Source organism: Virgibacillus pantothenticus, assembly GCF_018075365.1.
Lineage (GTDB): Bacteria > Bacillota > Bacilli > Bacillales > Amphibacillaceae > Virgibacillus > Virgibacillus pantothenticus.
Genome location: NZ_CP073011.1, coordinates 4,307,899 through 4,332,897, shown reverse-complemented (window position 1 = coordinate 4,332,897; position 24,999 = coordinate 4,307,899). Strand labels below are relative to the sequence as shown.

22 protein-coding genes and 1 pseudogene are annotated in these 24,999 nt (G+C 38.2%); 14 read left to right on the top strand and 9 right to left on the bottom strand.

The genetic code is table 11. The features are described 5' to 3' along the window. Window positions 1-89 precede the first annotated feature (89 nt). Both ku and KBP50_RS20085 read left to right on the top strand, forming a co-directional pair. Window positions 90-941, top strand: a complete 852-nt coding sequence (gene ku, locus KBP50_RS20090) for a non-homologous end joining protein Ku (protein ID WP_050350917.1) — start codon at window positions 90-92, stop codon at window positions 939-941. A 725-nt stretch (window positions 942-1,666) separates the two neighbouring features. Then, window positions 1,667-2,677 (top strand): acyltransferase family protein, encoded by a 1,011-nt coding sequence (locus KBP50_RS20085; RefSeq protein WP_050350918.1) that lies wholly within the window; start codon window positions 1,667-1,669, stop codon window positions 2,675-2,677. Between the two features lie 43 nt (window positions 2,678-2,720). Here the strand turns inward: KBP50_RS20085 and KBP50_RS20080 are convergent, their stop codons facing one another. Further along, the gene (locus tag KBP50_RS20080; RefSeq protein WP_050350919.1) at window positions 2,721-4,070 is read right to left on the bottom strand and encodes a YjiH family protein; all 1,350 of its coding nucleotides are present in this window, start codon (window positions 4,068-4,070) and stop codon (window positions 2,721-2,723) included. Window positions 4,071-4,294: 224 nt separating this feature from the next. Between KBP50_RS20080 and KBP50_RS20075 the strand changes: the two genes are divergently transcribed. From KBP50_RS20075 to KBP50_RS20040, 8 genes are all read left to right on the top strand, one after another. Continuing rightward, the gene (locus tag KBP50_RS20075) at window positions 4,295-5,941 is read left to right on the top strand and encodes an ABC1 kinase family protein (protein WP_082240885.1); all 1,647 of its coding nucleotides are present in this window, start codon (window positions 4,295-4,297) and stop codon (window positions 5,939-5,941) included. Window positions 5,942-5,959: 18 nt separating this feature from the next. After that, window positions 5,960-6,259 carry a phasin family protein gene (locus KBP50_RS20070; protein ID WP_050350920.1) on the top strand — a complete coding sequence of 100 codons (300 nt, stop codon included), beginning with the start codon at window positions 5,960-5,962 and terminating at the stop codon, window positions 6,257-6,259. A gap of 604 nt (window positions 6,260-6,863) precedes the next feature. Beyond that, on the top strand, window positions 6,864-7,547 hold the full coding sequence (coxB, locus tag KBP50_RS20065; protein WP_050350921.1) for a cytochrome c oxidase subunit II: 684 nt from the start codon (window positions 6,864-6,866) through the stop codon (window positions 7,545-7,547). 26 nt (window positions 7,548-7,573) lie between these two features. Then, window positions 7,574-9,493, top strand: coding sequence for a cytochrome c oxidase subunit I (ctaD, locus tag KBP50_RS20060; protein ID WP_050350922.1), 1,920 nt, complete (start codon window positions 7,574-7,576; stop codon window positions 9,491-9,493). Continuing rightward, window positions 9,450-10,061, top strand: a complete 612-nt coding sequence (locus KBP50_RS20055; protein ID WP_244969441.1) for a cytochrome c oxidase subunit 3 — start codon at window positions 9,450-9,452, stop codon at window positions 10,059-10,061. The genes ctaD and KBP50_RS20055 overlap by 44 nt, the downstream gene beginning before the upstream one ends. Window positions 10,062-10,209: 148 nt before the next feature. After that, complete coding sequence (locus tag KBP50_RS20050) at window positions 10,210-10,347, top strand: hypothetical protein (RefSeq protein ID WP_156875302.1); 138 nt, start codon at window positions 10,210-10,212, stop codon at window positions 10,345-10,347. Between the two features lie 403 nt (window positions 10,348-10,750). Next, a complete protein-coding gene (locus KBP50_RS20045; protein WP_050350924.1) occupies window positions 10,751-11,056 on the top strand; it encodes a YwdI family protein in 306 nt (101 codons plus the stop codon). Window positions 11,057-11,120: 64 nt separating this feature from the next. Beyond that, a complete protein-coding gene (locus KBP50_RS20040; RefSeq protein ID WP_050350925.1) occupies window positions 11,121-11,489 on the top strand; it encodes a DUF423 domain-containing protein in 369 nt (122 codons plus the stop codon). A 96-nt stretch (window positions 11,490-11,585) separates the two neighbouring features. On the opposite strand, the gene KBP50_RS20035 is transcribed toward KBP50_RS20040, so the two are convergent. The 5 genes and pseudogenes from KBP50_RS20035 to hemQ form a co-directional block, all read right to left on the bottom strand. Beyond that, window positions 11,586-11,843 (bottom strand): hypothetical protein, encoded by a 258-nt coding sequence (locus KBP50_RS20035; protein WP_050350926.1) that lies wholly within the window; start codon window positions 11,841-11,843, stop codon window positions 11,586-11,588. A 341-nt stretch (window positions 11,844-12,184) separates the two neighbouring features. Continuing rightward, window positions 12,185-12,652 carry a spore coat protein GerQ gene (gene gerQ / locus KBP50_RS20030; RefSeq protein WP_050350927.1) on the bottom strand — a complete coding sequence of 156 codons (468 nt, stop codon included), beginning with the start codon at window positions 12,650-12,652 and terminating at the stop codon, window positions 12,185-12,187. Between the two features lie 32 nt (window positions 12,653-12,684). After that, a complete protein-coding gene (locus tag KBP50_RS20025) occupies window positions 12,685-13,110 on the bottom strand; it encodes a cell wall hydrolase (RefSeq protein WP_050350928.1) in 426 nt (141 codons plus the stop codon). A 160-nt stretch (window positions 13,111-13,270) separates the two neighbouring features. Next, window positions 13,271-14,124, bottom strand: a pseudogene (locus KBP50_RS22850) (SDR family oxidoreductase). A gap of 620 nt (window positions 14,125-14,744) precedes the next feature. Further along, entirely contained in the window at window positions 14,745-15,491 is a 747-nt protein-coding gene (gene hemQ, locus KBP50_RS20015) for a hydrogen peroxide-dependent heme synthase (RefSeq protein WP_170875221.1), read from the bottom strand. Between the two features lie 460 nt (window positions 15,492-15,951). Between hemQ and pta the strand changes: the two genes are divergently transcribed. Further along, complete coding sequence (pta, locus tag KBP50_RS20010; RefSeq protein ID WP_072741358.1) at window positions 15,952-16,920, top strand: phosphate acetyltransferase; 969 nt, start codon at window positions 15,952-15,954, stop codon at window positions 16,918-16,920. 654 nt (window positions 16,921-17,574) lie between these two features. On the opposite strand, the gene KBP50_RS20005 is transcribed toward pta, so the two are convergent. Continuing rightward, window positions 17,575-18,435 (bottom strand): lipoate--protein ligase family protein, encoded by an 861-nt coding sequence (locus KBP50_RS20005; RefSeq protein ID WP_050350930.1) that lies wholly within the window; start codon window positions 18,433-18,435, stop codon window positions 17,575-17,577. A gap of 292 nt (window positions 18,436-18,727) precedes the next feature. On the opposite strand from KBP50_RS20005, the gene KBP50_RS20000 reads away from it, so the two are divergent. From KBP50_RS20000 to KBP50_RS19990, 3 genes are all read left to right on the top strand, one after another. Next, entirely contained in the window at window positions 18,728-20,047 is a 1,320-nt protein-coding gene (locus KBP50_RS20000; protein WP_050350931.1) for an HD domain-containing protein, read from the top strand. Then, a complete protein-coding gene (locus tag KBP50_RS19995) occupies window positions 20,037-20,531 on the top strand; it encodes a YwgA family protein (RefSeq protein WP_050350932.1) in 495 nt (164 codons plus the stop codon). The genes KBP50_RS20000 and KBP50_RS19995 overlap by 11 nt, the downstream gene beginning before the upstream one ends. 106 nt (window positions 20,532-20,637) lie before the next feature. Beyond that, window positions 20,638-21,150, top strand: a complete 513-nt coding sequence (locus KBP50_RS19990) for a YwhD family protein (protein WP_050350933.1) — start codon at window positions 20,638-20,640, stop codon at window positions 21,148-21,150. A gap of 723 nt (window positions 21,151-21,873) precedes the next feature. Here KBP50_RS19990 and KBP50_RS19985 read toward each other — a convergent pair. Beyond that, window positions 21,874-23,907 carry a transglycosylase domain-containing protein gene (locus tag KBP50_RS19985; protein ID WP_050350934.1) on the bottom strand — a complete coding sequence of 678 codons (2,034 nt, stop codon included), beginning with the start codon at window positions 23,905-23,907 and terminating at the stop codon, window positions 21,874-21,876. A gap of 110 nt (window positions 23,908-24,017) precedes the next feature. Next, window positions 24,018-24,950 carry an L-lactate dehydrogenase gene (locus tag KBP50_RS19980; RefSeq protein ID WP_050350935.1) on the bottom strand — a complete coding sequence of 311 codons (933 nt, stop codon included), beginning with the start codon at window positions 24,948-24,950 and terminating at the stop codon, window positions 24,018-24,020. Window positions 24,951-24,999: the final 49 nt, after the last annotated feature.

Sequence of the window (24,999 nt, the reverse complement as noted above, 5' to 3'; positions counted from 1 at the left end):
AACCTAGTTTGATACAGAAACAAGAATAATAACCATACTTGGATAAAATTCCTTACGCTTTGGCAAACTACGGTTAAGGAGGAATGAGAATGCATACGATGTGGAAAGGAACGATCAGCTTTGGTCTTGTGAACATCCCTGTAAAAATGCATGCCGCTACTGAGAATAAAGATATTCAATTAAGGCAATTGCATAAGGAATGTCAATCACCTATTAAATATGAGCGTACGTGTCCTGTATGTGAACGCCCAGTTAAAAACGAAGAAATTGTCAAAGCATATGAGTACGCAAAGAATAAATTCGTTGTTTTGGACGAAGAAGAGCTGGAAGCATTAAAACAGGAACAAGCAGATAAGGCTGTAGAAATTGTTGATTTTGTACAACTTGCTGAGGTTGACCCCATTTATTATGAAAAAAGCTACTTTTTATCTCCAAATGAAGGTGGCGCTAAAGCTTACGGCCTATTGCGTAAAGCATTGAAGGAAACCGAGAAAATTGGTATTGCCAAAATGATGATTCGCTCTAAAGAACAATTAGCAATCATTCGTGTTTATCAGGATACATTAGTTGTCGAAACGATACACTATCCAGATGAAGTACGTAGTGTTGCAGATGTACCTAATGTTCCTAAAGAGGTGGAGGCAAACTCCCAAGAATTGGATACGGCAAAGATGCTGATCGAACAATTAACGACAGCTTTTGATCCGACAAAGTATAAGGATGAGTACAGACATGCTTTGCTTGATTTAATTGAGCAAAAGAAGGAGCAAGATCAAACGGCTACTGCGCTGGATAAGCCTTCACCAGATGCAGCAACAAATTTGATGGATGCTTTACAAGCTTCATTAGAACGAGCAAAGCAGGATAAGCCGAAACCAAAACAGCCACAGCTATCCAAACAAAAGGAAAAAAAGGTAAAAAAGAAGAAAACAGGGACATAATTGTATCCGCTTTTGGTAAGAAACCACCATGGCTCGCCTAGAGCGCGAGCCACCATCTATGATGAAGAATTTTGCTTTATAATGTTTAGATTCTTGAAATACTACCTAAAATAAATAAGTTATATAATGGTAAATAGCGTTTTCTTCATACAAAGTAAAAGTAAATCATTGGATAAAGGTGTTTTTCCCCTATATAAGGTACGTAGGACTTATCTTCAGGAGTTGGATAATCTTTGCTGCGACCTGCAACAAGTCTAAGGGGGAAGGTAACAGACCTAAATGCCCGTTTAGCAACGTAGCGAATGGAACGAGATAAACGTGGCTATTCGGTTATTTCGTTATCTCCAAGCTCCTCATTTTATGCTTTCTTATCTTTTTAAAAAGAAGTAATCCAGTAGATTACTTCTTTTAACGATTCTATTACATATAGATGGTTATTTTGCAACCCGTTTACAAAACGCTAACAAGTGTATGAAAACGAGTGCTTTCATATGCAAACGGTGTCCAAAAAGGGTAGAGTAAATAATGCACCCTATTTTTAAAAATAGGATTAGATTAAGCGTGTTCAAAAAGCCTGGAAAAATGGGACAAAATTCATGGATTGCTTTTATTAGCATGGCTCATACAAACAACTCAACATCTTGACACTTATCAAAACTTACTTCTCTGAAATTTCCCTGCTTTTTGAAATGAAAATAAAATTTATCGAAAAGGACGGGAGAACCATGGAGAGAAACTCTTTTTTTGATAATGCAAAAGTCATCCTGATCTTTTTAGTTGTTTTTGGACATATGATACAGCCTTTCACAGAAGACTCAAAATATGTTCATACACTTTATCTGTGGATTTATACGTTTCATATGCCTGCGTTTATATTCTTGGCCGGTTTTTTTGCCAAAGGCTCTGGGTCGGTGAATCACGTATTACAATTAATGAAAAAACTATTACTACCATATGTGATTTTTCAATTGCTTTATACAGGTTACTATTTTTTAATCGGTAAACCAGGCTGGCAAACGGATTTATTCAGTCCGCACTGGGCGATGTGGTTTTTATTCAGCCTTTTCTGCTGGCATCTGTTATTATACTGGTTTAAAAAGCTACCACCATTACTAAGCGTTGCTGTTGCTGTACAACTTGGGCTCATCGTAGGTTATTTTAGTGAGATTGGTCAAATGTTCAGCTTGTCGCGCACGTTCGTTTTCTTTCCATTTTTCTTAGTGGGTTATTTTTTAACGGAAAAACAAGTAATGGTTGTCAAGCTGAAAGCAGTGAAGGTAGTTTCCTTTATGGTTATGGTTGGAATCGCCATTGCTATCTATTATTTGCCTGATTTTAATTCCGGATGGCTTCTCGCTTCTAAGTCATATGGTGATTTAGGACTTCCAGAGTTTGGAGGGTTAGCAAGGTTATTAGTTTACTTATCTGCAGCATTGATGGTTTTAAGTGTACTTTCTTGGATACCAATCCAACATTTCAAATGGACAGTACTCGGCACTCGTACACTCTATGTATATTTGCTACATGGCTTTTTTATCCAATACTTCCGTCAAGCAGACCTGTTTAAAATAGATGGAATATTTGATTTCATGGGTCTTGCTGTCTTATCAATCCTTCTCGTTCTGCTTTTATCCAGTCGACCAGTACAAGGGATTTGGCAGCCATTTATTGAAGGGAAAGCATCGATTATGAAGAAATTGTATACAAAAACGGCACAACAATTAGAACAGAAATGATTCTAAAACAAACAGCCAAGCTATTTTTTAGCTTGGCTGTTTTTTAAAAGATGAGGTGAGCAATGAGTGCGATAATCGGTAAAGTAATCAGTGTGCGTAATAAAAAGATAATCACTAAATCTTTAAAGGAAACGGGTACTTTAGAACCAATTAATAATCCGCCCACTTCTGACATATAAATTAACTGGGTGACAGATAGTGCTGCAATGGTAAAACGGGTAATGTCTGCTTCAATGGTTGAAGCTAAAATCGACGGTAAAAACATATCTGCAAATCCGATCAACACTGTTTCTGACGCTTCTTTTGCATATGGTATCTGTAACAGCTCCAGCAAAGGGACAAAAGGCAAGCCGAGCCATTGAAAAACAGGAGTTGTTTCCGCAATGATTAGTGCAATCAATCCAAAGGCCATGACGACTGGGGCGACTCCCATCCACATATCCAAAATATTTTGTGCGCCTTCTTTGAAAAGCTTATACACACTTGTTTCTTGCTTGGCCCGGTCTAATGCTTTTTTGTAGCCGTATGACAGAATATGCTCACCAGCTGGTACCTGTTCGGAAATTCCTTCAGATTCCTCATTTATATACGTATCTGCTTTTTTAGAAAGTGGAGGAATCCGCGGCATGATTAAGGCAGCAACAAATCCAGCAGCCAAAACTGCACCATAAAATGGCAGGAACATATCTTTAAGACCAACTTCCGAAATGATAACTAAAGAGAAGGTGATCGAGACAACGGAGAATGTCGTCCCAATCACAGCAGCTTCCCGTTTCGTGTAATACCCATTTTCATATTGCTTACTTGTAATTAACACACCAATGGTGCCATCGCCTACCCAAGAAGCTAAGGAATCAATAGACGAACGTCCTGGAAGCCGGAATAAAGGCCGCATTACTTTCGTCATCAGCGTTCCAAATAATTCAAGCAGTCCAAAATTCATCAGTAACGGTAAAAATAGCCCTGCAAATAAGAAAACAGCAAATAAAACATGTAATAGATCTCCTAGTAGCATTTGACCAGTTTCGGCGCTATGGATAAATTCCGGTCCCAAGCGGAAAAATACCATAATGGCAAATATAGCGGCAATCACTCTCGTTATCGTCCAAAATAGATTGACATAAAAAAGCTGTTGAAAAAATGGGGTGCTGTTCAACTTTTCTTTACCAAGAAATCGAACAATGATAGTCATAAGTGCTGTAAATACGATAATCACCATCATAATTGCTGATAATTGATCTGCCAATAATGCTTCAACTTTACCAGCAAGGATAGCAATGGGAATAGTAAGTCCATCTTCTGTTTTAATTGGTGACATAAATAAAAAAACACCAATAAGAGATGGTATAATAAATTTAAAATGATCCAAAAAGGAATAGCTGTTATTTTTCATAAAATCCCCCAACGTTCTATGTTTCTTATTATTATAAGGGAAAATGAATGATTATCCAATGATTAATTATCAATGCGTTAAAACTTTGGAGAGCAAACCCGCAACAGATGTGCATGTGGTCTCTAATGAAGAAATCTTTTTCAAGTACAAAACAATGTAATCAGAAAAGATGATATAGTTTTAGTCTAGAATGGAAAAGGGTATACAATAATGAGGTGTTTAAATTGCATAAAAGGTTAAAATATAATTTAGGTTATCGTTGTATCGTAATGGTTTGGATGACGTTAAAGTTTATTGCGAAGATTTATAGCTTTCATTTTAAACACCGTATTTGGGATAATGAAACATTTGACAAGTGGAATCATTTAATCACAAAAATGGCACAAGAATACCGCGAAAAAGCGATTCTGCTTGGTGGTGTCTTAATCAAGGTCGGGCAGTTTCTTAGTACAAGAACAGACTTTATGCCGGATGCATTTATTAAAGAACTAAGTGGTCTCGTGGACCGGGTGCCTGCCATGCCTTATTCTTACGCTCGTAGTATTTTGGAAGAAGAATGGGGTACTTCAATTGATGCACATATTGAAGAAATTCAAACACCTTCCATTGCATCAGCCTCGATTGGCGAGGTGTACCGAGCTAAGTTAAAAGATAGCCAGATAGAGGTTGCTATTAAGGTGCAACGTTATCGAATCAAAGAGGTGTTTCATAAAGATTTTAAAACGTTGCGAATCGTATTTTGGTTAATATCTGCCCTCACTTCTTTTGGGAAGAAAACAGATTTACCTTCATTGTATCGCGAACTTGTGACAGTTATGAATCGGGAACTGCATTTTGATCATGAATTATCCAATGCCCTGTATTTTAAGGAACGATTTGAGGAAAACGCCTCTATTCATATTCCGTTTTACATAGAGGAATTATGTACAAAGCGCGTGCTTGTTATGGAATGGGTAGATGGTGCAAAAATCACGGACGTGGATTTTATGAACCGTCACCAAATTGATACAAAAGAAACAGCCAAAACTTTATTTGATTTTTATTTGGAACAATTTTTAACTACAGGAAAATTTCATGCTGATCCGCATGCCGGGAACATTTTAGTGCAACAAGATGGGACGATCGTTATTATTGATTTTGGTATGGTAGGGGAAGTACGTAAACAAGATAGCCATTATTTTAAACAGTTGATTCAAAGTATTGTGATGGATGATTACGACCAGGTTATTAAAACGCTGGATGAAATGAACTTTATTTTGCCGCATGCGGATCGTGAAAAATTAAAACGGGTTATTCACGAGACGATAAAAATGTATCAAAGTGGTACAATGAATATACAGGATGCACATGTTATGGATCAAATAAAAGAAGACATCCGGCTTGTAATTCATGAACAACCTATCCAGCTATCTGCGGAATATGCTTATTTGGGAAGGGCGGTTTCCATTGTTATCGGAATTTTAATAGCGATTTATCCGGAAATTGATTTTCAAAAATGGGCAGAGCCTGAGCTGAAAAAATGGTTTGGCGGCAAGAAAATTGCGGAAACATTTTATAAGCAATACGCAAAAGACACGGTTAAGCCATTTCTTTCTTACCCACAAGCTGTTTTGGACTGGCTGGAAAATGGAACCAGGGATAGACAGTGGGATCAACAAAAACAGAAGCAACGATTAAAACACCAGTATTTTGTCATATTGGAAGTATTAAGCATTATTTTTCTACTCATCAGCTTAGGCTGTGCAGCGGGAGCATATTATTTACAATGGCAACTGATTGTGGTGATTGCGCTATGTAGTGTAACTGTTTTTGTAATTATCCTACTGGTTATATTGAGGAAACATTATAAAATGATTCAATCTACAAATTAAAGGAGGCAGGTGGATCTTATGAATGACTTATTAAGAAGAGGGTTTTTACTTGGATTAGGTGCAGCAGTAACTAGTAAGGAGAAATTTGAAACTAAAATAAAACAATTAGTAGAGAAAAATGAACTTACACAAGAACAGGCGAAAACTTTATTGCAGCAGTTTGTCGATAAGGGAGAAGCAAAGAAAGAGGATTGGCAAACCCGACAACAGGAGCAAACGCAAAAACTTGCTAATGATATCGGATTAGCAACAAAAGAAGAAGTAGAAGAACTTCGTAATCGAATAACAGAGCTGGAAAATAAATTAGCAGAAAAATAATACTAAGTGAGAGCAAATCATATGTTGATTTGCTCTCTTTTTTGTTGTAAAGGAAACTATAAAATGTGGTGTTTGGGGATAACGAAATAACCGGCTAGCCACGTCCGGCGCATGAGCCCAGCAACGATGTGACTATAGAAATGCGCCCTACAAATAAGTCCTCATCGGTTCGTCGCAAAGAGGAAGGCCGACTAAAAACGGCTTGCCGCCCGACGTCGGCATACCCCTGTTTTTAGTGGCATGATTCCTTTATCTTTAGTTGATTCGTTCCATTCGCTACGTTGCTAAACGGGCGCCCTACGCCTTTGTTCTTCCATAGGGGTCTTAGTGAGAGTAGTCAATCTAGTAGAACCATTATACGTGCCGTAATTTAAAAATGAAGTACAGAATAATGTTTAATTTATGATCTACGTAGGGAAAACAATCAATGTTATGAAAATATTAATTGGTTGTTGTGAAAGTGACTTCATAGTTTAGCGTTTCAGGAGTGTATGGACAGATTAGCAAACACGTTACTCGGTTAGGGGGCTTAGAAGGTGATGCGGTAACGCTTACGGATGATGCAAACCACCTCCTGCTAAACAATTAGGAAAAGGTGAGAGCGATGAAAAAAATATTTTTGTTACCACTATTGCTGCTTTTGACAGGATGTAACATTACTGTGCTTGAACCAAAGAGTGAAACAGCAAGTGAACAGGCGTTTTTAATTACGTTTAGCTTCTGGATCATGATGATTGTTGTCGTTACAGTATTTATTTTATTTGCTCGTTTTGTATGGAAATATCGTTATACTGATAGCAGAAAACATGATTTGCCAAAAGATGTAAAAGGGAATATCAAATTGGAAATAACCTGGATAATCATCCCGGTTTTATTGTTAATTATTTTGGCTGTCCCTACACTAGCGATTACATATGACCAATCGCCAGAATGGACGAAAGAAAGTGATGATACAGGGGTTGCGATTGATGTAACGGGCAAACAGTTTAATTGGATGTTTCGTCATAAAAATGGAAAAGAAGAAATGGACAAGTTAGTTATTCCAGAAGGTGAGTCGATCATCTTGAATTTAAGATCCGAGGATGTTATCCATTCCTTTTGGGTGCCGGAATTAGGTGGAAAAGTGGATGTCATGCCTGGAAAAGAATTGACGTATGAAATCAAACATCCACAAAGAGGTACGTATCAAGGAAAATGTGCGGAATATTGCGGTCTAGGTCATGCAGATATGACGTTTAAGGTTGAAGTTGTATCTAAACAGGCATATGCGCAATATCTCCATCAATAATAGAAGAAATGAAAGGTGATGACATCATGAAGCTGTCCGTGTTTGGGTATAAACTGGTAATACCAACAGATATTATAGCTGCTTGGGTGTCCGTAATCCTCATCGGTATAGTGGCTGGCTATATCATTATTAAAAAGCGAAAGTTAGGGGTTGTTTGGGATTATATGAAAACAACCAATCATCGTAAAATAGGTATACTCTATTTGCTTTTTGGAATTATTTATTTCTTTCGCGCCGGTGTGGATGCTTTACTTATTCGTACACAGCTTGCAGTTCCCAACAATGATTTTTGGGTTTTTCAAGGGGAAAAATATAACGAATTGTTTACAACACACGGGACGTTGATGATATTCTTTGTAGCAATGCCATTGCTGCTTGGCTTAATGAATATTGCGGTACCATTACAAATTGGAGCTAGAGATTTAGCTTTTCCGTTCCTAAATGCATTAGGTTTTTGGTTGTTTTTCGCTGGTTCATTATTTTTTAATATCGCTTTCTTTATTAATCTGACGCCAGAAGTAGGATGGACAGGCTATGCTCCGTTATCAAGAGCCGAATTTACGCCAGGCGCCGGAACGGAATTTTACGTGTTTGGTTTACAAATATCTGGTTTAGGAACCATATTCACAGCGTTAAATCTAATTGTCACGATCATACGTCACCGTGCACCAGGTATGTCTTATACACGTATGCCGTTGTTCGCTTGGGCGTCGTTAATTACGTCTTTTCTCATCTTAATTGCATTTACGGTGCTGGCGATTGCTTTATACTTATTGATGTTTGACCGACTTTTTGGCACTGGGTTTTTCTCCGGGAATGAAGGAGACCCTGTTTTTTGGCAGCATCTATTTTGGATATTTGGTCACCCGGAAGTGTATATTTTAGCATTACCTGCGTTTGGTATTTTTTCAGATATCATTTCCACTTTCTCTAAAAAACGTATTTTTGGATATGGAACAATGGTCGCTTCCATTGGACTTATTGGTTTTTTAGGCTTTATGGTTTGGGTACATCATATGTTTACGGTCGGGCTTGGTCCAGTAGTGAACACCTTTTTTGCTATCACTACCATGGCAATTGCAATTCCTACCGGGATTAAAGTATTTAACTGGTTATTTACGATGCGTGGCGGCGTTATTCATTTCACAACACCAATGCTATTTGCGTTAGGGTTTATACCCTCTTTTGTTATTGGTGGTGTTACAGGGGTCATGTTATCTTTATCAGCAGCAGATTTTCAATTTCATGATACTCATTTTGTCGTTGCTCATTTTCATTATGTCATTATTGCCTCTACCATCCTTGGTGTATTTGCCGGATTATATTATTGGTATCCTAAAATAACTGGCTATATGCTGGATGAAAAATTAGGTAAATGGCATTTTTGGACATTTTTGATCGGATATCATATCACATTTTTCCCAATGCATATTACCGGGCTAGAAGGTATGCCGCGACGTGTATATACGTACAGTGAAGCAGACGGTATTTTCATATTAAATGCAATAAGTACAGTTGGAGCATTTCTAATGGGGATCAGCATGCTGTTTATGATTTGGAATGTATATAAAACCCATAAAAAGAAAGAGCAGGTTTCAAGTGATCCTTGGGATGGGAGAACGCTGGAGTGGACGGTCTCTTCACCAGCTCCAGAGTACACTTTTGAACCAATGCCAGTGATTCATAGTATGGATGCATATTGGTATGCAAAAGTAAAGAATAAATCACTTCCGACAACGACAAACGTACGAGTGAAGCCGTTAGAACGTGATTCCATCCAACCATTTTGTATAGCGATGAGCTTATTCATTGTTAGTACTGGGTTAACATTTCGTTGGTATTGGTTAGCCATCCTAGGAGGCGTCGTGCTGTTTGCATTGCTTGTTTTACGTTCAATGACAGATGAACGAGAAGATTTTTATGGAAAGAGTGATGGTCATGCGTAAACAGGAAACAGAATTATTTCAAGATAAAAAAGTAGGCTTCTTTATCTATTTAGGTGTGGAAGCAGTAATGTTTGCTGTTTTGTTTGCCACGTATATGATTTTTACTCCTGCAGGAAGTGGTCCATACCCTTCCGATGTATTTCAAGCGAAAATGGTATTGCTCTCTTCCTTATTCCTCCTATCCAGCAGTGTGACATTATATGTAGCCGAAAAAGGGATACAAGCAAGGAGGGGCAAGAAAACGTTATTAAGCCTTGGACTAACTTTAGGTCTCGCCATTGTTTTTCTAGGCTTAGAAAGCTATGAATTTTATACTTTTGTGCAAGAGGGCTATGGATTAAGTACGAGTGTTTTCTTATCTTCTTTTTATGTTCTTGTAGGGTTGCATGCAGTGCATGTTGCTTTTGGTATCGGTTGGATGATTGTTTTATTTATTCATTATGTTCGACCTAACGTGTCGTACTCCTTATATAAAGAAAAACAAACCATTTTTTCGTACTACTGGCATTTTGTGGACGGCATATGGGTGTTTATTATACTTATTGTCTATTTGCCGTATTTAGTATAAAAATAATGTCGGTTTAGCGAGAATCTAATATGTCAAATTAGGTAGTTATCTGTAAATTCTGCCTATTAACTAAAAAGTTATTGCGCTTCTACTAAAAGCACGTTACAATGGAAGGAAATATCAGCTCGATAGGGGGATTCTCGATCGTATGGTAACCTTTTTACAGTTATGTAAGAATACAGAAAGTAGGTTAGGTAGGCAACTGCTTGATAATGAAATATTGTTTTTGCAATGGGTGTATAATCGTTATTTGGAGGAAAAACCCAAGAAAATGCTAAATGCATAATAAAAAGATAAGCTATTAGTTCGAGTTGATAGGGTGAAAAATAGGAATGAAAAGAAACAAGTCCTGCCAAGTACCAGGACTTTTTATTTTCACTCTAATATAGGTGGGGGGATGGACTTTTCCTAACAAACAAAGAAGTGCATAACGCATGCGTCATGAAAATGGACTGTTGATGACCAATTTCTCTTTTGCTTATGTAGCTTCTATTCTATTTTTAATAAGTAAGAAATAGAAAATCGCCGAAGTTCACACCGAATTCGCTTGAGTTTACAGTAAAATCGCCGAAGTTCACCATTGTCAGCATCGTAAAAAACGTTCTGTTGCTTCGGAGCAAGTTGGTTTGTTTTTAATGTAAACTCCTTTTATAATAGAAATATATACTTCAAAGTTAGGAGCAAGTGTAGTGGCTGTAACAAATACGACCGTCATTAAAAAAATGCTAGAGGAATTGCATGCAGCAAAAAGCAATGCCGAAAACGAGGCGATCTTGCATCAGCATGTTCGTCATATACGTTTATTATGTGATTTGCTTCTTAATGAGCCATCAAAAGCAGTCGCGGAAATGCAAGATAAGAACCAAATATCTATGGCAGAAATGAAAATGATGCTTGGAGAAAAAGGTGCGGAAAAAATCAAGCAGCAGGAATCTAGACAGCAATCTAAAATAGATCATGAAGAAGCAAATGGTGATTCACTATTTGATTTTTAGGATAAATCACAGTAATAGGTCCGCTTATTTCTACAAAAGCACTTCATGAGAAAAGAGGGAGAGCATGAAATTATTTTTACTGTTAGGTGCTATTAACGGGTTTTTGGCAGTTGCTTTAGGGGCATTTGGTGCACACGGTTTAGAGGGGAAGATTTCGAAGAGTGCTATTGCTACCTGGGAAAAAGCAGTAAACTATCAGATGTTTCATACCATGGCATTATTTGTAACTGGTTTATTAATGATGAAGATACATAGTGTTGGTGTAATATGGGCAGGGTGGATGTTCTTTATTGGAATTTTATTGTTTTCTGGCAGCCTTTATATTTACTCTACAACAGCGGTTAAAACCTTTGCCATGATTACTCCTCTTGGAGGGGTGGCATTTTTAATAGGCTGGATACTTTTAGGATCATTTATTGTGAAGCATGTTTAAAATAGCTTTTCATAGATACGTTTTGGAAAATGACGTCTGATCTCGGACTCTGCCTAACTTCAGGGCTTAGATTCCTTTTGGAACACAAATTCATGTTTATAGATGGAACAGGAAAAAAATAGCGAATATAGCAAGCAGTAGTGCGCGCCCTGCCTGTTTTATTACATGTGAAGAAAGCGATTGGTACAGGTTCCATTGGATTAAGCTATCACAAATAAGACTGGTTGCAAGCAAAAATAGGCATATAATAACAACAATAGTGTAGCCTTTAATTAAAGCAAATATTGCAAAAGGAATTGCAGCACCCAATGATATTAGCTCAACTAGAATGAATTTTTCATAAGGGTGTTTCATTATATTCGCCTCTCTTTTTGCTTACTTTAATGCTATATCAGATGAAAAACAAGGGATGACACAAAGGAATTATGTGTCATCCCTTTATTTAGTTCTCGTTCCTAAAGTGAATCTTCAATCGATGGGGGTTTCTTTCGGTTCCTAATGATTCTAAATAAACAGAGCTGTTGACTTGCAGTTAGACTCTAGTACTTATCCTCCTACATTTACTTTGGTATAAGAGCAGATCTTATTGCCGGCTACATGTGGGATAAAATGATACCCATAGGTGTCTCTACGAAACGAGCATATGCGCTTTTCAGGTTATCATCACCATTATTTAATGCTGAAAATGAAAGGACTTATCGTGGTGAATAGGAAGTATTATCAAAAGGATAAGCATAATTTAGTTCCTCATCAAAGACAATATAATCAAGGTATACCATAAGTAATAAGTATCTCTTTCCTGTTTGAGGATCGCTAAGTACAATATGGTCCCGACCTGCTGCTTCAATAATTCCACGAAAAACTTTAGCATTCCACTGTTCATTATTTTCAAACGTCATATAGACAGTTGCTTCTTTGCCGCGGTTTAATCGTAATATGTTTTCAATGTAGGATTGTTGCTCAGGCAGCATGGGTTGGTTCTGAATTGTACTACCTGCTGCAGGTGGGTAAGGTTGTGTTTGTGATTGTTGATAAGGTTGATTGGTTGGCTGCTGCCGCATCGGGTACATGGGATAATAAGCAGATGAAGCTGCTGGATAATAATAGTAAGGATATGGCTGGTACGAGCTTATATGCTGACGACTATTTTGATTGTCACTCATAAAAAAAACCTCCTTTTTATTTGTTAATTTATTCATCGATAAACGTTAGGACACTCTGACGCTAATGGATTATAAAAGCAATGTGATTTATAGCGTCCTACATTCCACTGTCCATACCATTGAGCAGGGCAGCTTCCTTCAGGCTCAAAAAACCATAAGGAATTTGTGGCAGGGTGTTGTCGTTCACCTTGAATAACTCTACGCGCTAAGCGCTTCTCCTGTTCTCTTGCTCGCTGATAAAAATAACCTTTTTGGGTTGCTTCAAACCCCCCTGGGCTTTGAAATACCATATCGCTAATTGTTGTTATTCCAATAAAATCTAGACAATTAGCAATCACTCGGTTAATTCCGGTATTTCCAACCATTAACATCCCTAATTGACCATCACCTTCTGCTTCTGCTCGCATTAGTCTTGCTAATAACTCTATATCTTTCTCCGTATGTGCTACAAGCGCCATTTGCATTCCTCATTTCCGTCTAATCTGGTTGTATTAGTATATGTATGAAAAACTGGTTAGGAATATGTGTAATAAAAAATTTAGGCAGAAAAATTTTCCAAAAAACTTTTTGCCTAAATTAAAATTGGCTTCCGTTTTTAAACTAGTTTTAGTATCAGAATTAGGAGTGTACCGATTCTCCTGCATCAACATGTAAAACTTGGCCAGTAACAAATCGTGAATCATCAGATGCAAAGTAACATATGTTGGTGCAAGTTCGAATGGCTGTCCTATGCGTTGATATAAGCTGGATCCATGTAATGCATTTAAATCTGCAGAAAAACTTGCTGGAATTAATGGTGTCCAAATTTTCCTGGGAGCTACAGCTTTGACGCGAATTCCTCGTTCAATCAGGCTTTTTGTCAATAGTTTGGTTCATCCGACGATCGTTCCTTTGGTTGCTGAATAGTCGATTAATAATGATTCACCTGAATACGTAACGACTGATATATAGTACCAATAATAGAGCTGCCTGCTGTTAAGTACGGCAGGGCTGCTTTTGTTGTATAAAAATGCAAACAAATATTACTTTAAAGGTGTGGTCAAATTGTTCGACAGTAATACTGAGCAGTTCATTTTGCTGAAATTGTATCCCCACATTATTGCAAAGTATATCTATTTGACCGAACGTATTGGTCGTCTTCTCTACGATCGCTTGCATTGTTGTTTCTCACCTCTAGGAGTAGCTGGCAAGATTGACCATGTGCTTCTATTCGTCGGCTTGTTTGGGGTGGCATCGTTGTGCTCGTTCAAGTAAGCAATTGCAACATTTTCCCCTTCTTTGATAATTGGGGTGTTCTCAATAATAGTTTAGATACCATGAATTCTTCTTGACCAGGATGAATTAACTGACGTTGCTTCAGGGTTACTTGAAGGTATTTCTTCATAGCGTGGGGTTTTACCATCATTCGGATACATAGGATATGGATGTGTTTGTTTATTTTCTTCAAACCAATGTTGGAGTTGGAATTTCATATAAATGCTGTTCAGAAGAAAGCTGGTGATGGATCTGTCTTTTTTCATCATAATATAACCTCTTTTCTTTCTTTTCCTGCTTGCTTTACTAATGTATGCATAGAGGCCCTCTGCGGATGTGAAGATAGTAGAGCTAAGTATTCATGCTTCATTTTTAAAGATAAATAACGTACAATGAAAGTAATTGGAAGTTTTATCCCGTATATAAGGTGCTGTAATACTCCCACTTCAGGAATTGGGTATCTGTGCTGCAACAAGTCTAGGTGGTAGATAACAGCGCTTAAATGCTTTATTTCGTAAGCGTCCTGTAGGTCATACCCCTTGGGCTACTAACAATGAGTGGGGGATAAATGAAAACTTCAATGATTGAAGATTCACTTTATTTAACAGTGAAGTGGGTTGGTTATTAATTGGAGGAACAGAGAAGAAAGTACGAATGAAATATCTTAATGAAAGTTGGCTCATGCCTGTTATTAGAAGACGATCTCCGTTTCACACTACTCCGCGCTATGAAACCCTATTATTCTCATATTTGCTAAAGAGAAACGCTCTGTTATGTGATAAATCATCACATAACAGGGCGTTTCTTAGTTACCAATAGGTTATCATATCCAAATTAACTATATTTCAAAAAAAGGTACAATATCTTTGTTGGCAAGATGGTTACCGACAAAGAATTCTCCAAACTCTCCGTATTTAGAGCTAACCTCATCGAATCGCATTTCATATACAATTTTTTTGAATTGTAGAGGATCATGAGCGAATAATGTAACGCCCCATTCCCAATCATCGAGTCCAATGGAACCAGTAATGATTTGGGAAACCTTTCCTGCATATTTGCGGCCGGTCATACTATGTTCATACAACAATTTGCCGCGTACATCTTTTTCTAATGTATACCAGTTTTCTTCACCGTGACGGCGTCGATCCATAGGATAAAAACAGACATGCTCCCATTTAGGAAGAATCGGTTTGAGTCGTTCTGCAACTTCTGGAATTAATTCGGGGTGTTCTTCTTTATAAGGGCGATATTTTGATAATTCAACTACAGAAAAATAAGAATGAGCAGGAATTAAGAATTCACCCATTTTTGATTTATTCAGTTCATTTTCAATCGCTGCTAATTCGTTAGTAGTTGGACGCAGGAACATAAACATCAAATCAGCTTTTTGTCCAACAATATTATATAGTGCATGGCTGCCATTTTTAGCTAATTCCACTTCTTCCCATTGAGTAATCATTTGCTGTAAGCTAGCAATAGCTTCTTGTCGTTCTTCTTCACTGACCAATTTCCATGAGTTCCAATCTACTGTTCGGAAATCGTGCAGGCTATACCAGCCATCCATCGTTTCTACTGCTTCTACCATTATAATCTCCCCTTTATTTATGAAATCATTAAGAACTTACTCAAAAAGCAAACGAAGCAAGCTTATATCGTATATTTCTTCTTGAGCGGTAATACATAAAGAAAATCTTCCATCAGGGAGAGTTTTCTTTATCCCCACTGATGTTTACTACCTAAAGGCCTTCGCACCGTTTACTTGCAGTTGCTTCTCCGTTTATCTTCTTAAAATTCCCCTTGTAGAGGGAGGAAGAAAAGGGTTTCCTGCGAGCTACATGTATGGATAAACATGACAAATGATGCAATTCTGCCTTTACTATAGCATAAATAAGGCATATTAAGCATGATATAGACTCCTAACAAGCAGTTAGGTTGATAATTGTCATGAGAATGTCAAAAAATAAGCGATAGAAAAGAGAAATACTTTCATTTGCTTGTAAAATCATCTACTATTTAAGTATAACCATTTAGGAGGTTTGTCAACAGTGAGTGAATTATTTAAACAAATGCAAGAAAAAGTTTCGAGCCAATCTAAATCTATTGTCTTCCCAGAGGGGACAGATGAACGTATATTGACTGCTGCAAGTCAACTGGCTGCTTCTGAGGTGTTAGTGCCAATTCTTCTTGGTGATAAGGCCGAGATAAAGCAGAAAGCGCAAGAGGCAGGCGTAGATGTTTCACCATGTAAAATTATTGATCCGAAAGAGTTTGCCGAATTTGATTTAATGGTGGAAACATTTGTGGAACGTCGTAAAGGGAAAGCGACAAAAGAGGATGCGCAAAAAATACTTTTAGATGAAAACTACTTTGGCACGATGCTTGTTTATATGAATCAGGCGGACGGTCTTGTAAGTGGAGCTACCCATTCTACAGCAGACACAGTTAGACCTGCTTTACAAATCATTAAAACAAAAGAAGGAGTAAAAAAGACATCAGGTGTATTTATCATGGTTCGCGGCGATGAAAAATATGTGTTTGCAGATTGTGCAATTAATATCGCACCCGATAGTCAAGATCTAGCAGAAATTGCAGTCGAAAGTGCAAATACTGCGAAGCTATTTGATGTAGACCCACGTGTTGCTATGTTAAGCTTTTCTACAAAGGGATCAGCGAAATCAGAAGAAACAGAGCGTGTCGTAGAAGCACTGAATATTGCTAAAGAAAAGAATCCATCACTAGTTATTGATGGTGAATTCCAATTTGATGCTGCGTTTGTACCGAGTGTAGCTAAGAAAAAAGCTCCTGGCGCAGTATTGCAAGGAGATGCTAATGTATTTATTTTTCCAAGTCTGGAAGCAGGGAATATTGGCTATAAAATTGCTCAACGCTTAGGTGGGTTTGAAGCAGTTGGTCCGATTTTACAAGGCTTAAATAAGCCCGTAAATGATTTGTCGCGCGGATGTAACGCTGAAGATGTCTATAATTTAGCGTTAATTACAGCAGCACAAGCTTAATCGAAGCAAGGTTTATGCCCTTTATAGTGAACTCTTTCACGAGTTTGGCTATAAAGGGCGAATTTAATTTTAAAAGATAAGAAACCAGCATGGCTCGCCTAGAGCGCGAGCCACCATCTATCATGAAAAACTTTTGCTTTATAATGTTTAGATTCTTAAAATACTGTCTAAAATATATGAGTTAGAGAGTGCTAAATAGAGTTCTTTTTCATACAAAAGTATAAAATTAGGTGCTTGAGGATAACGAAAATAACCGACTAGCCACGTCCGGCGCATGAGCCCAGCAACTAGGTGACTTCACGAATCGCCCTACGATAAGTCATCATCGGTTCGTCGCTAAGGGGAAGGCCGACTAAAAACGGGCTTGCCGCTCAGGCGTCGGCATACCCCTGGTTTTAGTGGCATGATTCCTAAATCTTTAGTTGATTCGTTCCATTCGCTACGTTGCTAAACGGGCGCCCCGCGCCTTTGTTCGTTGGTTGCAAAGCTTTGGCCGAGAGCAGATAAGATGTAAAATGGGGTGGATCTGTCTATTGTTAAGACCTGATGGAAGAACAGATGCTTAGCTTAGTGAAAATACGGGTGCCTTGCTACCACTAGCCTGTAGCAGGAGAAGATGAACTCTTTTTAGGTTTTGTCATGCAGAAAGGATCTCTAACTATCTTCTATCCCTAAAATAATTGGTTCGTTACGCTTTTTCATCTGTGCTAACCGTTTTCGATAATGAGCATATTCCGTTTGCGTAAAATCTTTCTCGATAACATGTTCACAAACCTCTAATAATGCGTTCATCGCTCTTATCTTTATATCTTTTACCGTTAGGGGAGTTTGTAGCAACTCTGATAAAGAGCTCATCACGTTTGGATCCACCATTGGGTAACTAAACTTGGTTGGTTCACCTTTTTTGCTAGTCATATAAAAGTCTCTAATGACGCTTGCTCGTTTGTAACTATTTCCTTCCACATCTAGATAGATTTGAACCGCTGCTCCATCCTTTACACGACGCTGTGATATTCCAGCAAATTTTTTCCCGTTAATACTTAAATCATAATCCCCGGGACAATAAGAGTGAACAATTTCATAGGCTTTAATATCAGCTGTCAAATCTCTTAACATGTATTGGACAAAGCTGACCATCGCTTCATATCCTTCATGAATGGATAATTTTTTGACATCAGGGAAAATAAGGGAAATATTTAATACACCATTATCTAAAGCAACTGCAAGTCCGCCAGAGTTCCGAATAACAACGTGAAACCCAGCTTGCTGTAATTGCTGTACACCTTCGTTGATATAAGGCAGTTTTGCATCGGGAATTCCGAGTACAATTGTATTAGAGTGCACCCATAGCCTCATGGTTGGTGGAGATAATTGGTCACTAACTGATAATGCAAGGGCATCATCAATTGCAAATGAGTGAAGGGCTGTATAAGCTTCTTGATCAAATATCTTTGTGCTTGAATGATCTATATAACGAAAAGTTGTTTGGGCTATCAAGTTTTTCCAGTTTTCCATAAAGCACCTGACTTTCTTTATACGCTAGTAACGTATCATGTTTTATAGTGGAACACATCGCTTAAGACTGTCCCGATGCAATGTATCGTAAAGTTTCACATACTAAATGAATTTCACTTTATCTGAAGCATTTGACCCGAGGCTGTTTACTGCTTGTCAGTAGGAAATGTGATAGTTATGACCAAAGAAATGAAATAGTCGCCCACGTCATATGTTTACTTTTACCCTTTTTTCTTCAGCCTATCTATTATATAATAAAAAGAAATCGTCGAAAAGAAACGGATGAAAATACATGGAATATAAGCATGAGCAACTTCACGAAGAAAAGGTGTTCAAAGACCCGGTACATCGATACGTCCATGTGAGAGATCGCGTGATTTGGGACTTAATTGCAACCCCTGAATTTCAAAGACTACGAAGAATTAAGCAATTAGGTACTACTAATTTAACCTTTCACGGAGCCGAGCATAGTCGCTTTAATCACTCACTGGGCGTTTATGAAATTGTACGAAGAATACTGACAAACTTTGAAGGACGTCCACATTGGAATAAAGAGGAGCGCCTTCTTTGTTTATGTGCAGCTTTATTACATGATTTGGGTCATGGGCCGTTCTCCCATTCCTTTGAAAAGGTATTTAAGCTGGATCATGAACATTATACACAACAAATCATTTTAGGGCATACAGAAGTGAATGCCATTTTAGAACGAGTAGAGAAGGGCTTTGCGCAGAAGGTAGCCGATGTGATAGCTAAGACATACCAGGATCAATTAGTAGTAAGTTTAATTTCCAGCCAAATTGATGCAGATCGAATGGATTATTTACAACGAGATGCTTACTTTACAGGAGTTAGTTACGGCCATTTTGATATGGAAAGAATTCTTCGTGTCATGCGTCCAATGGAAGATCAAGTTGTGATTAAGGCGACAGGAATGCATGCCGTTGAGGATTATATTATGAGTCGATATCAAATGTATTGGCAAGTTTATTTCCATCCGGTTACACGAAGTGCAGAAGTGATTCTTTGTAAAATATTGCAACGAGCAAAAGTATTATATGAAGATCCTGCATATACGTTTAAATTACAGCCAACGCATTTTGAATCTTTCTTTATAGGGAAAGTGAAATTAGAGGATTATTTGAAATTGGATGAGGGAATTGTATCGTATTATTTCCAGCTTTGGCAGCAAGAAGAGGATAAGATTCTTCGTGATCTCTGTGAGCGATTTATGAATCGAAGACTATTTAAATATGTGGAGTTTAATCCAAATTCACAAATGAATGCATGGATGGAACTGCATAGGCTGTTTACGGAGGTACAGATAGATCCGGATTATTATTTAGTCGTCGATTCTTCTTCTGATTTGCCTTATGATTTTTACCGTCCTGGTGAAGAAGAAGAGCGGTTACCAATTCACTTATTAATGCCAAATGGAGAACTGCGTGAATTATCCCGGCAATCGGATATCGTTGAAGCTATTTCAGGTAAAAAACGAACCGATCACAAGCTATATTATCCACATGATTTATTAGAAAAGGTATCTGATAAAAGCAAGAAACAACGGATGAAAGAAATATTAATTGGTCAGGGAGAGGTAAAACATGTTAACTAATCATGCGAAACTAATGCAGTTTTTTGCAGTAGCGAATGAAGTAACAGGTAGGAAAAAGCTGCAAAAAATGATTTATATTTTGCAAAAGTGCCATATGCCCTTTGAGGAGAAGTATGCATTTCATTTTTATGGGCCATATTCAGAGGAGTTAACGCTACGGGTAGAAGAGCTTTGTAATTTAGGTTTTATTAAAGAAGAAAAAGAAGACAGAAGTAATTATCATCAGTATCGCTATTCAATTACAGAAGATGGACAAGCTTTTTTGGAGCAATTCAAAATGGATATGCCCGATTTTTCTTCTCAAGTATCAGCGATGCAGGAAAAAAGCTCACGATTTTTAGAATTAGTCGCAACGATGTTGTATTTTGACGATTTGTCACTAGAAGAATCCATAACTAAAGTTCATACAGTGAAGCCGAAACAAAAATATACGGAAGAGGAAATTCAAGAAGCGATTTCCTTTATTGACCAGATTCGCCAATAAGTACTTTTCCATCGTTTCACTTTACTGTAAAGAAGCAGAATCATGGGAAGCAGTTTTGGACTATGCTACAATCAAAACCATAATGAATGAGAAGGAGGGTCTCGGAATGAATTCCGATCAGTCTTCAAACAAAAATAAATTTACGATTATTAAAGACGATTCAACAGATGGTCATGGCGGTTATGGCTATGGCTCCATTAGCTTGGAGAATATGTCGTCTGTCATTGTAGATCCAAATGAAAATAAGGCTTATGTTGATATGGCAGCGATGCATGCTAGAAGTGATATTGAACGTCGGGTAAAGTATCTTTCAGATAAAAGCGAAGTTCCAAATGGAAAATTATACTGGATTGTTTGGGTTAATGTAGCGCGTAATGAAAACGGGGCTTATTTTGCTGGTGTGGCTGGTAGTGAACTGCGTGTGGATCGTTCAATAAAACGAGCCTATAAATCAATGCCTGAGCATGTAAAGCATATGGAGCAATCCTTAAAGGGAAAGATTGTTGTCGACCATATGGACGATCATTCCAAGAAGCTGCTGAAGGACTTTCTGGTAGACTTTGATCGAGATATGTGGGAAAACTCGACAGACGAATTGAAATCCGCATTGTCGGTATAAGTTGGTTAACTTTTCGTGAAAATATAAATTATGAACATTTTGTGACTTTGTTATGAACATTTCGATTTTTCCTTGTACTTTATGAAGGAAGTTTGTAAAATATAGTCTACATGGGCTATTCATGTATTACTAGGACAAAAAAGAGGCCGAATTCAGTTCAACTGGATTTGGCCTCTTTTTTTACACTATAGGAAAGTATAAGATTTTTTGGTTTATAGTATAAGAAAAACAAAGGCTTCCGCCATAAGACTTGGCGACAAGCCAAGTTTTTCTAAAAAGATAAGCAAGTATAAAATGAGGTGCTTGGGGATAACGAAATAACCGAATAGCCACGTTGGCGCATGAGCCCAGCAACGATACGACTTGGAAATGTGCCCTCCGATAAGGCCTCATCGGTTCGTCGCTAAGAGGAAGGCCGACTAAAAACGGGCTTGCCGCCCAGACGTCGGCATACCCCTGTTTTAGTGGCATGATTCCTTTATCCCGTAAAAAGGCGTTGTAGACTCCCAGTTCAAGAATGGAAGCGGTGAGCTAAACAAGTTGAAGTGGGAGGTAACAGCACCTAAATCCCCGATTCGTTCAAGGGCCTTTAGGTCATACCCTGGTGGTACTAACAATCAGCGGGGATGGAAGAACCCCCCGCTGATTGAAGGTTCACTTTATCTTTAGTTGATTCGTTCCATTCGCTACGTTGCTAAACGGGCGCTTGCACCTTTGTTCATGCTAATCAAATAGATCAAATAGCTTTTCAATCATCGTTTTCTTTGGTTTTTCTGTAGGGGTTTTATTCGGTTTATCTTCAGGTAAATGGACATTGCAATAGGATACTGGCTCGTTTCCTTTTTCAAAGAACATAACTCTGCTTGTGGGACAATAGGGTGTTGCTCGTTGGCCAGTAACAGGATCTACAGGAACACCAACCACTCCAGAAGGGATAGGGAAACTCTCGTTTGGTTGTTTCTGATGGACAGACGTCATAAAATTTGCCCATATATCCTTTGCGTAACTCATTTCTTTAACGACTTCTATCGTCCGATTGTCATCGTAGCCGACCCAAACACCTGCGACTAGGGAGGGGCTAAAGCCAATCATCCAACTATCGGAATCGGTAGATCCTGATTTGCCAGCGTATGTACGGTCAAGCTGGTCAACCATTGTAGACCCTGTTACTTGCATATAACCATTCAACTCCTCATCAAACATCCCTGTCATTAAATGCGAGAGAATAAACGCCTTTTTCGGATCAAGTATTTGTTCGCCTGGTTCTATGGATCGGTTATAGATTGTATCACCTTCTTGATCGACTATTTTAGTAACTGTATGCACGTCCAGTTGCTTTCCTCCGTTTGCCAACATGCTATACCCACGAACCATTTCTTTTATAGATACAACTTCTGAACCAAGTGCTAAGGACGGGACAGCTGCCAGATCACTTGTAAAACCAAAGTCTCTCGCTGTTTCTACTAGATTTTCAGGTCCAACAAACATGTTCGTTTTTACTGCATAGATATTATCTGAAAGCGCCAATGCTTGTGCTAACGAAATGGGTTTATTTGCATAATAGTCATTAAAATTACTCGGTTTATAGACATTTCCTTGATCTAATTTAAATGTAGTCGGTTGACTCATTAACATCGTAGTAGCATTATAACCACGTTCTAAGGCAGCGTAGTATAGAAAAGGTTTAAAGGTGGATCCTGGCATTCGTTTTGCTTGTGTGGCTCGGTTATAGGGGCTATCTGCATAACTGCGCCCACCTACCATAGCAATGATCCCACCTGTTTTCGGGTTTATTGCTAAACCGCTCGCTTGTATTTTACTTTGCTTAGAAATGGTGTTTGTAATCTGTTCCTCTAACTGTGTTTGCTCTTGCTTTTGCATGGTAGTGTAAATGTGGTATCCGCCGCCGCGCACTGCGTCAGCATCTAGTTCCAAAATGCTTGCTGCTTCTTTTATAGCTGTATCCTGAAAATAGCTACCTATTTGGATTTCTTTGTTATCGTCCGTCTTTCGGTAATGTAAAACCTCGTTTTTCGCTGTTTGGTACGCACTGCTCGTAATTAACGTTTGATTTTCCATGATTTTTAAGATTTGCTGTTGGCGTTGCTGCGCCTTCGCTTGGTTATTAAAAGGGGAGTAGTAGGTAGGACCTTTTGGGATACCTGCAAGCATGGCAGCTTCTGCTAGCGAGAGTTCACTAGCAGATTTGTTAAAGAAATATTTACTAGCAGCTTCAATGCCATAAGCTCCATGACCATAATAAATCGTATTTAAGTAGCCCCCCAAAATTTCCGATTTGGAGTAGAACATTTCCAGTCGCACTGTAAAAAAAGCCTCTTTTATTTTTCGCCACCATGTTTTTTCATGGGTTAAATATAAATTTCGCGCATATTGCTGTGTTAGCGTGCTCGCTCCTTCTTTAAGCGATAATGTTTTTATATTTTCGACCATCGCCCCGAAGATTCGTTTCACATCAAACCCACGATGATCGTAAAAATGACGATCTTCTACAGCAAGTGTAGCCTGGATGGCTTCATCAGCAACCTGATCAAGCTCGACCCATTTTTCAGTTTGTTTATTGCCAACTTCGCTAAAAGGTTCTCCCGAGCTTGTATATAGCGTTGTTTGTTGATTCATCGTTAATGGTGGAGGACCTAAAAGAAAGCTAACGACGTAAACACCGATTACGAAAGCGATGCATATTCCTGATAGTATTAGGATGAATTGAAAACTACGTCTGTTTCTCTGTTTGCTCATATATGCTTTCCCTCTTTAATTTGTTCAGTTATTATCATTATGGGAAAACAAGACGACAAATAAACGTAAGAATGTTTACAAACTAAATAGGTGGACGTGTTGATATGGAATTAGAATAAGGCTTTGGCTTGAATGTCTTTTAGAATGGCTACTGAGGCTGCAAATTTTTCTTGTTCAGCTTTGTCTAGAGAAAATTCGGCTACGCCCTTTACACCTGCACGATGAATAATGGATGGAACCCCAATATAAACATCATCATGCCCAAGCTCACCAGTTAATAATGTACCTACTGGCAGGATAATATGTTCGTTATTTAAAATGGCTTTCGTTATTCTTGCTAATCCCATACCAATAGCATAGTAAGTAGCCCCTTTAAGTGAAATGATCTCATATGCAGCGTTACGAACTTGGTTAGCAATCTGGGATTTTTCTTCATCCGATAGTTTCCCTGCAATTGGTGTTCCAGAAATATTTGCTCTACTCCATACAGGAAGCTGTGAATCACCATGCTCACCGATCACATATCCATGCACACTGGCTGGAGCTGTCGCGAATTTTTGACCTAATAGGAAACGGAACCTTGCTGAATCTAATACTGTACCAGAGCCAATGACTCTTTCTTTTGGAAGCTGGGAGAATTTCCATGTTGCATAGGACAAAATGTCAACGGGGTTCGTGGCTACAATAAAAATACCGTTAAATCCTGCATCCATAATCGACTCGACCATAGATTTAAAAATCTTAACGTTTTTATTGACGAGATCCAACCTTGTTTCACCTTCCTTTTGCGCCGCTCCTGCGCAAATAACTACGATAGCAGCGTCTTTACAATCGGCGTAGGTTCCTTGTGTAATATTCATCGCATTAGGAGCGTAGACGATTCCATGATTGAGATCCATCGTTTCTCCTTTTGCCTTGTCTTCATTTATATCCACTAAAACGAGTTCATTACTTAAACCTTGGTTCATTAAAGCGTAAGCATAGCTTGTTCCAACAGCGCCTGTGCCTACTAAAACAATTTTATTTCCTGGTGTGATATCCATAAATAGTTCCTCCTCTGAGTAGGTCATTTTGTATGATATGTGATGATTA

Bases quoted from the DNA above. Each gene is read 5' to 3' on its own strand.
- KBP50_RS19980 (WP_050350935.1), bottom strand. From the start codon at position 24,950: ATGGATATCACACCAGGAAATAAAATTGTTTTAGTAGGCACAGGCGCT.
- hemQ (WP_170875221.1), bottom strand. From the start codon at position 15,491: ATGGTAGAAGCAGTAGAAACGATGGATGGCTGGTATAGCCTGCACGAT.
- KBP50_RS19985 (WP_050350934.1), bottom strand. From the start codon at position 23,907: ATGAGCAAACAGAGAAACAGACGTAGTTTTCAATTCATCCTAATACTA.
- KBP50_RS20000 (WP_050350931.1), top strand. From the start codon at position 18,728: ATGGAATATAAGCATGAGCAACTTCACGAAGAAAAGGTGTTCAAAGAC.
- coxB (WP_050350921.1), top strand. From the start codon at position 6,864: ATGAAAAAAATATTTTTGTTACCACTATTGCTGCTTTTGACAGGATGT.
- gerQ (WP_050350927.1), bottom strand. From the start codon at position 12,652: ATGAGTGACAATCAAAATAGTCGTCAGCATATAAGCTCGTACCAGCCA.
- KBP50_RS20025 (WP_050350928.1), bottom strand. From the start codon at position 13,110: ATGGCGCTTGTAGCACATACGGAGAAAGATATAGAGTTATTAGCAAGA.
- KBP50_RS19995 (WP_050350932.1), top strand. From the start codon at position 20,037: ATGTTAACTAATCATGCGAAACTAATGCAGTTTTTTGCAGTAGCGAAT.
- KBP50_RS20085 (WP_050350918.1), top strand. From the start codon at position 1,667: ATGGAGAGAAACTCTTTTTTTGATAATGCAAAAGTCATCCTGATCTTT.
- KBP50_RS20035 (WP_050350926.1), bottom strand. From the start codon at position 11,843: ATGAAACACCCTTATGAAAAATTCATTCTAGTTGAGCTAATATCATTG.
- KBP50_RS20080 (WP_050350919.1), bottom strand. From the start codon at position 4,070: ATGAAAAATAACAGCTATTCCTTTTTGGATCATTTTAAATTTATTATA.
- ctaD (WP_050350922.1), top strand. From the start codon at position 7,574: ATGAAGCTGTCCGTGTTTGGGTATAAACTGGTAATACCAACAGATATT.
- KBP50_RS20005 (WP_050350930.1), bottom strand. From the start codon at position 18,435: ATGGAAAACTGGAAAAACTTGATAGCCCAAACAACTTTTCGTTATATA.
- ku (WP_050350917.1), top strand. From the start codon at position 90: ATGCATACGATGTGGAAAGGAACGATCAGCTTTGGTCTTGTGAACATC.
- KBP50_RS20055 (WP_244969441.1), top strand. From the start codon at position 9,450: ATGAACGAGAAGATTTTTATGGAAAGAGTGATGGTCATGCGTAAACAG.
- KBP50_RS19990 (WP_050350933.1), top strand. From the start codon at position 20,638: ATGAATTCCGATCAGTCTTCAAACAAAAATAAATTTACGATTATTAAA.
- KBP50_RS20050 (WP_156875302.1), top strand. From the start codon at position 10,210: ATGGTAACCTTTTTACAGTTATGTAAGAATACAGAAAGTAGGTTAGGT.
- KBP50_RS20070 (WP_050350920.1), top strand. From the start codon at position 5,960: ATGAATGACTTATTAAGAAGAGGGTTTTTACTTGGATTAGGTGCAGCA.
- KBP50_RS20040 (WP_050350925.1), top strand. From the start codon at position 11,121: ATGAAATTATTTTTACTGTTAGGTGCTATTAACGGGTTTTTGGCAGTT.